Raw genomic sequence first — 6000 nt, 5'->3', positions numbered from 1 at the left:
TTCACCTTGTACCCCAGGGTACCTTCTCTGCGCCAGCGCATTCACCTTGTAAGGCAATGATCATAGATTTCTAATTCGTGGAATTCGTGGCTAAGCTTTTCTTTATTCGCCTATCCATCACGCCACAGTTTCTTTTCCCTCGTATGCCCAAATCAGTATTTCCGAGCTTCCGTGATGAATCTGTTTTTGTAAGTGGAGAAGTTCAGAAGATTAGAAAATATACGGTATTGTGTATTGTTTAACTTTTCCCACAGCAGCGTTTGGTTTTCAGGCCGCTATTGCAGGGGCAGGGTGTGTTTCGTCCTGCTTCTGAGATTTCGCACTTGCCATCCAGATAGCGCCAGTGACCACCTACTTGTTGGAAGCGGCTGCTTTCATGCAGCAGCATAATTTTTGAACCTTCTTTAAAACCAGCAATAAATTCGACGCAGTCACTGCTACTTTTGACAATGCTCAGCCCCAGCCAATCGGTGGAGGTTGGAGATACCGACGATGGGCGGGTGTCCGGGTGCCAGCTTGTGTGCAAGTAGTCCCAACAGCCTAATACATAAGCTGAATAGCGTGAGCGCATGAGTGTTTCCGGGCTGCTTGCACTGTCGTTATCAATAATGGCTTTACAGCATTTGGTAAAGCTGTTGCCGCTGCCACAAGGGCAGGGCGCGCGTTCATTGACTGTTTTCATCGGGGTCAATGATGTGGTGAATGATATCTTCTTCCGTGAACTGCTCACCACATACGGTTTTGTTTTGTAACGATATTTCTGCTTGATGCACGGCGTCTTTATCGTGGCATATCAGGTGATGCCATGGAAAAAGAGGCTTGCCTTCATGCAGTAATCGATAAGCACAGGTGGTAGGGAGCCAGTTGAATTGCTGATCGTTGAATGTGCGAATATTCATACATTCAGGCACCAGTGCGCTGCGTTGTTTATAATCGGTGCATTGGCATGTGTTATCATTGAAGAGTTTGCAGCGAATATCGGTATAGAGAATTTCACTTGAATCTTCGTCTTCAAATTTCCATACGCAGCAGTGACCGCAGCCATCACAGAGTGATTCCCATTCGTCATCGGACATATCCGACAGTGTTTTTTCTTTCCAGAACATGAAGAGCTCGCTTAAAATGTTTTGACGTGCATGCGTTATAGTACTTCAACAGCTTTGGCAGCTAGTCGGGATCGTTCACTGGCTTTTAAGGCGATGTGGCCGGCGAATTCCCAGTCAGCAAAAGCAGATACTGCTTGTGTCAGGCCGTTGGTGTGGGCGGTTAAATAAGGTGTGTCAATTTGAGCATTGTTGCCAAGAATGATCAATTTTGAGTCCTCACCCATGCGGGTGACAATGGTTTTCATCTGATGGGGGGTCAGGTTCTGGGCCTCATCAACGATTAACCATGTTTTGGTGAAAGTGCGGCCACGGGCATAAGAGAGGGCGGCAATTTCAATGCGGTTTTGGCCCAGAATATCGGCAATATTTTGTGCTTCATCGCCCAGCAGAATGGAAAGGTTGTCGGTAATGGCTCCCATCCATGGCTCTAGTTTTTCACGTTCGGTGCCGGGTAAAAAACCGATATCCTGCCCCATGGGTACAGTCGCACGGGTTACCAATATCTTTTCATACAGCCCCATATCCAGTGTTTGATGCAGGCCGGCAGCCAAAGCCAATAGTGTTTTACCGGAGCCTGCCAAGCCCATCATGGAAACCAGATCAAGGTCTGCATCCATTAGTAAATTCATGGCCATGTTCTGTTCAAGATTACGGGCCTGAATTCCCCACACTGCGTGTCTTTCGGTTCGATGCGATAAAATATCCAACAGGTGGACACGGCGCTCGTCGATATTTATCTCATTGCAACGCATGGCAATTTCACGATCGCCGGGTAAAATGACGAAGGAGTTTTTGAATGGTAAGGCCATATCATCAGGCCAGGTGACCACAAAATGATTACCGTGGTTGTTTTCCAATACCTCAAGGTTTTCAGCCATGATTTCCCATGTTTCAAGGTCAAGGCGCACCTTGCCACTCGGTAGTACGGAGAGGTCGCTTACAACCTGATCAGAACGATAGTCTTCCGTCTTTAATCCCAAAGCACGTGCTTTGATGCGCAGGTTGATATCTTTGGACACAAGAATAACTTGCCGTTCAGGGCTATCGTTTTGGGCTGACATGGCAACGGCAATGATGCGATTGTCAGCACTGCCTTTGCTTAAAGAATCCGGTAACAGGTCGAATGCATGATTGCTCATTTCAAAAAACAGGTGGCCGCCGCCGGGTAGAGGGCAGCCCTTAGAGAGATCGCCACACTCCTGACTTAATTCATCGAGCTGGCGGGATACTTCGCGCACATTGCGGGCCAGCTCATCAAGCCCTTTTTTTACATGATCCATCTCTTCGAGTACCACAATGGGTAGCACTACATCGTGTTCATCAAAACGCTGCAGAGCATTGGGGTCATGGATGAGAACGTTGGTATCAAGGATATAAATCTTACGTGGCATGTCATTATTCACGATGGTTTTTCCCCTTTGGAGATGTCTTTATTGGCTCACTGCATATAATGCCATAAGCCATATGTTTAGCATCTAAAAAAATATATTTTAAGGCTTGACAGAAAAAAACTGCACGCCATGATTCGCCCCGATTCGCGGGTATAGCTCAGTTGGTAGAGCGCGACCTTGCCAAGGTCGAGGTCACCGGTTCGAGCCCGGTTACCCGCTCCAGATTAAGGGGTCCTAGTGGCCCCTTTTTTTTGCATATGGTTAAGTACGGCAGGGTGGCTCAGTGGTACGGCGGAGGACTGCAAATCCTTTATTCGCGAGTTCGATTCTCGCCCCTGCCTCCAACCATTGCATAGTTTGTTTACATTTGACGTTCGGCGTCATGATTCGCGGGTATAGCTCAGTTGGTAGAGCGCGACCTTGCCAAGGTCGAGGTCACCGGTTCGAGCCCGGTTACCCGCTCCAAATTAAAGGGCCCTAGCGGCCCTTTTTCTTTTTTGCATGGATTGTACGTTGTTGGCTTTGAGTAGCTGATTTCGGTCAAAAGCAGGCGCTTATATTTTAGAATTATATGAATATATTACAGCAACACGGCTTTTGAATTCTGCTTATATGATACGTTCGATATCAGTATGCATTTTACAATATGGGAGAATCATCAATCTTTTCTTCAAAGGCGATATTATCATCAGCATCAAACTCACTATGAAATATCTCAACTGAATCAGCGGCATCATCCAAAGATTTAAATCTTGCGATGTGCGTTATCGCATCTCCTTCATATACCAGCGGCAAGTTCGTTTTTCCAATAATAATACCTGAAGTAGGTGCATACATATGATCTTCATTGCCGCCATATGGGTCATCAATAACGCCCAGCAAATCACCCTTGGCTACATGCGCCCCCATGGGTAATAAACTTCTGAAAATACCACTTTTTGAAGCTCTTACCCAATACGATTTACTTGCAACTTGTGGCTCATACACTTTTTTAGGCTTGCGTTTCTTAAGCATGCCTAACTCACGCATCACCTGAAGAATACCGCGTTTACCAGCACGAATAGCAACTTCATCAAACCTTAAAGCTTCTCCAGCCTCATATACCAACCAAGGTATATCCTTTTGTCCTGCTGCTTCGCGAATGGTGCCAGGGCGCAGTGAGGCATCCAGCAATACAGGCACTGGAAAAGCATGGGCGATACGTGTGGTTTCCGGGTCATCTAAACATGCTCTAACCTGGGGTAAGTTATCCCTGTGAATAGCTGCAGTGTGTAAGTCAATCCCATGCGTACATTTAGCAACAACTTCATTTAAAAAAATATGAGCCAAACGTCCAGCCATCGACCCTTTTTCCGTTCCAGGGAAGCAGCGATTTAAATCTCTTCTGTCAGGTAAATACCGTGTTTGATGAATAAACCCATACATGTTCACAATCGGAATCGCAATTAAATCACCTTGCATGCCAGACCATGACTTGCGACCCAGTATGCGGCGAATGATTTCAATACCATTAATTTCATCACCGTGAATCGCAGCGCAAACCAATAGTCTTGGTCCAGGCTTCCTGCCGCGGATTACATGGATAGGCATTGATAAAGCGGTATGTGTAGTTAATGGAGGAAGCTGTAAATCAATAATGCGGTTTTCACCACGAGAAATTACTTCTCCACCAATAACTAAATTATCCATCAACCTTTGCCTACCGTTCTAGTTTTACCCGCGGGGGCATGCTTTTCGATGCATTGAATAATCATGCCGGCTACATCCTTCCCCGTGGCTGTTTCAATGCCTTCTAATCCAGGGGATGAGTTTACTTCCATAACCACAGGGCCGTGGTTGGAGCGCAGTAAATCTACCCCCGCAACATTTAACCCCATAATTCTTGCTGCCCTTACCGCAGTTGAGCGCTCCTCAGGGGTGATTTTTACAATATTTGCTGATCCGCCGCGATGTAGGTTCGAGCGAAACTCTCCCTCTTTACCTTGTCGCTTCATCGCAGCAACAACCTTTCCATCCACCACCAAGCAACGGATATCAGCTCCTCCGGCTTCTTCAATAAACTCTTGAACCAGTATGTTTGCCTTTAAGCCGAGGAATGCCTCGATTACGCTTTCAGCTGCTTTATGGTTTTCAGCTAGAACAACACCAATGCCTTGGGTGCCTTCAAGCAACTTAATAACAAATTTGTTGCCGCCTACTGAAGTAAGAAGGTCATCAATATCATCAGGGCTGCGTGCAAAACCAGTCACAGGAAGACCAATACCTTTACGCGCCAACAATTGTACAGAACGTAATTTGTCGCGTGAACGTGAAATGGCGACAGATTCATTAAGTGGGTACACGCCCATCATTTCAAACTGGCGAAGTACGGCTGTACCATAAAAGGTGACCGATGCGCCAATTCGAGGAATCACAGCATCAAAACCTTCTTGTTTTTCACCTTTGTACCTTATTGAAGGTCTCATGGAAGTAATATTCATATAGCAGCGAAGGTGATCTAGTACGATTACTTCATGGCCGCGACTCTCTGCGGCTTCAACCAAGCGACGAGTGGAGTATAGTTTCTTATTTCTTGATAGTATTGCAATTTTCATTTTTACCTCTTTCTTGGTTTGCTCTGCCTTGCTCGTATGATTTTGAGGTATCAATCATCATTCGTCCATTCATCGCTTTGCGCCCTAACAACATACGGAATTTCATAGAATCACGGTTGGTAAGTGTGAATTCACAATCAAAGGTAGTATTTCCAATGCTCAATGTAGTTAAAATAACAGGTCTCATCTCACAATGGCCGCCAGAATCCCGAACCTGCCGACGGTCAATCACTTGTGCTTCACACACCAATTCACTCGCGGTGTCATTTTGTTTTGGGTGAACTCCAAATCGAACCCAATCTGCTCCATCTTTTTTGAAGTCTTCGACGTAAAAAGCATGGATGCATGATGTTCTTGCACCACTGTCTAATTTTGCTTTTATCGTAGCGATACCCAAATCAGGTAAGCTTACCCATTCGCGCCATCCGACTTTAATTAAATTATTACCCATAAATATCCTGCCGTAAGCCTATGACTTAGTAATTATTGCCTGTTTGTGATTCTTAGAAGTTAGGACTCTAATCCTTATATAAAACATCTAGCAATATTATTTATTTCTAAGTATGGGCTTAAAGTTGTTAGTTCATTCTAGGGCTGAACAAGCACCACTTTACTAGGCATGTTTTACCTTCCAAGTAACACAGTTTTTATTACAACAACCTGAACATTGCATGTCCCTTTTGGCCGGAAGCTGCCGTTTGCAGTGTTCTGTTTAAACTGTTCCGCTTTTATTCTTCTGGACTCTAGTTCGGGTGATTGTTTTTTGAGCGAAGGCGTGGGTGTGAAAATTACTGGTGCTCCGAAGGCAACACATTCTATTGGGCGTTGATCAGTGCTGCTGCTGTTTCTCTGTAGCGGTGCCGGGTTCGATTTTGTGACCAAAGTTGAACAATGTGCGCCGTGCATTTA

The 6000-nt window shown here is 45.5% G+C and carries 6 protein-coding genes and 3 tRNA genes; 3 read left to right on the top strand and 6 right to left on the bottom strand.

Annotated elements, in window-relative coordinates; all coding sequences use genetic code 11:
• Positions 1 to 238: 238 nt before the first annotated feature.
• From D8Y20_RS04250 to D8Y20_RS04240, 3 genes are read right to left on the bottom strand one after another with little or no spacing between them, the layout of a single operon-like run.
• Positions 239 to 682: a YchJ family protein gene (locus tag D8Y20_RS04250; protein ID WP_121541795.1), complete on the bottom strand. Its 444-nt coding sequence runs from the start codon at positions 680 to 682 to the stop codon at positions 239 to 241.
• Complete coding sequence (locus D8Y20_RS04245; protein WP_121541794.1) at positions 666 to 1106, bottom strand: YcgN family cysteine cluster protein; 441 nt, start codon at positions 1104 to 1106, stop codon at positions 666 to 668. Before D8Y20_RS04245 ends, D8Y20_RS04250 begins: the two co-directional genes overlap by 17 nt.
• A 35-nt stretch (positions 1107 to 1141) precedes the next feature.
• Positions 1142 to 2509 carry a PhoH family protein gene (locus D8Y20_RS04240; RefSeq protein ID WP_236075242.1) on the bottom strand — a complete coding sequence of 456 codons (1368 nt, stop codon included), beginning with the start codon at positions 2507 to 2509 and terminating at the stop codon, positions 1142 to 1144.
• A 134-nt stretch (positions 2510 to 2643) separates the two neighbouring features.
• Between D8Y20_RS04240 and D8Y20_RS04235 the strand changes: the two genes are divergently transcribed.
• From D8Y20_RS04235 to D8Y20_RS04225, 3 genes are all read left to right on the top strand, one after another.
• Positions 2644 to 2719: transfer RNA gene (locus tag D8Y20_RS04235), tRNA-Gly, on the top strand.
• Positions 2720 to 2766: 47 nt separating this feature from the next.
• Positions 2767 to 2841, top strand: a tRNA-Cys gene (locus D8Y20_RS04230).
• 45 nt (positions 2842 to 2886) lie between these two features.
• Positions 2887 to 2962: transfer RNA gene (locus D8Y20_RS04225), tRNA-Gly, on the top strand.
• 174 nt (positions 2963 to 3136) lie between these two features.
• Here D8Y20_RS04225 and D8Y20_RS04220 read toward each other — a convergent pair.
• The 3 genes from D8Y20_RS04220 to D8Y20_RS04210 are packed head-to-tail and all read right to left on the bottom strand — an operon-like array spanning position 3137 to position 5542.
• The gene (locus tag D8Y20_RS04220) at positions 3137 to 4189 is read right to left on the bottom strand and encodes a succinylglutamate desuccinylase/aspartoacylase family protein (RefSeq protein ID WP_121541793.1); all 1053 of its coding nucleotides are present in this window, start codon (positions 4187 to 4189) and stop codon (positions 3137 to 3139) included.
• A complete protein-coding gene (gene rimK, locus D8Y20_RS04215; protein ID WP_121541792.1) occupies positions 4186 to 5091 on the bottom strand; it encodes a 30S ribosomal protein S6--L-glutamate ligase in 906 nt (301 codons plus the stop codon). Before rimK ends, D8Y20_RS04220 begins: the two co-directional genes overlap by 4 nt.
• Positions 5063 to 5542, bottom strand: coding sequence for an ATP-dependent zinc protease (locus D8Y20_RS04210; RefSeq protein ID WP_121541791.1), 480 nt, complete (start codon positions 5540 to 5542; stop codon positions 5063 to 5065). The genes rimK and D8Y20_RS04210 overlap by 29 nt, the downstream gene beginning before the upstream one ends.
• Between the last annotated feature and the right edge of the window lie 458 nt (positions 5543 to 6000).

The organism is Mariprofundus sp. EBB-1 (assembly GCF_003665155.1).
Taxonomy (GTDB): domain Bacteria; phylum Pseudomonadota; class Zetaproteobacteria; order Mariprofundales; family Mariprofundaceae; genus Mariprofundus.
The sequence above is the reverse complement of the archived record's forward strand: the minus strand, read 5'-3'. Positions and strand labels throughout refer to the sequence as shown.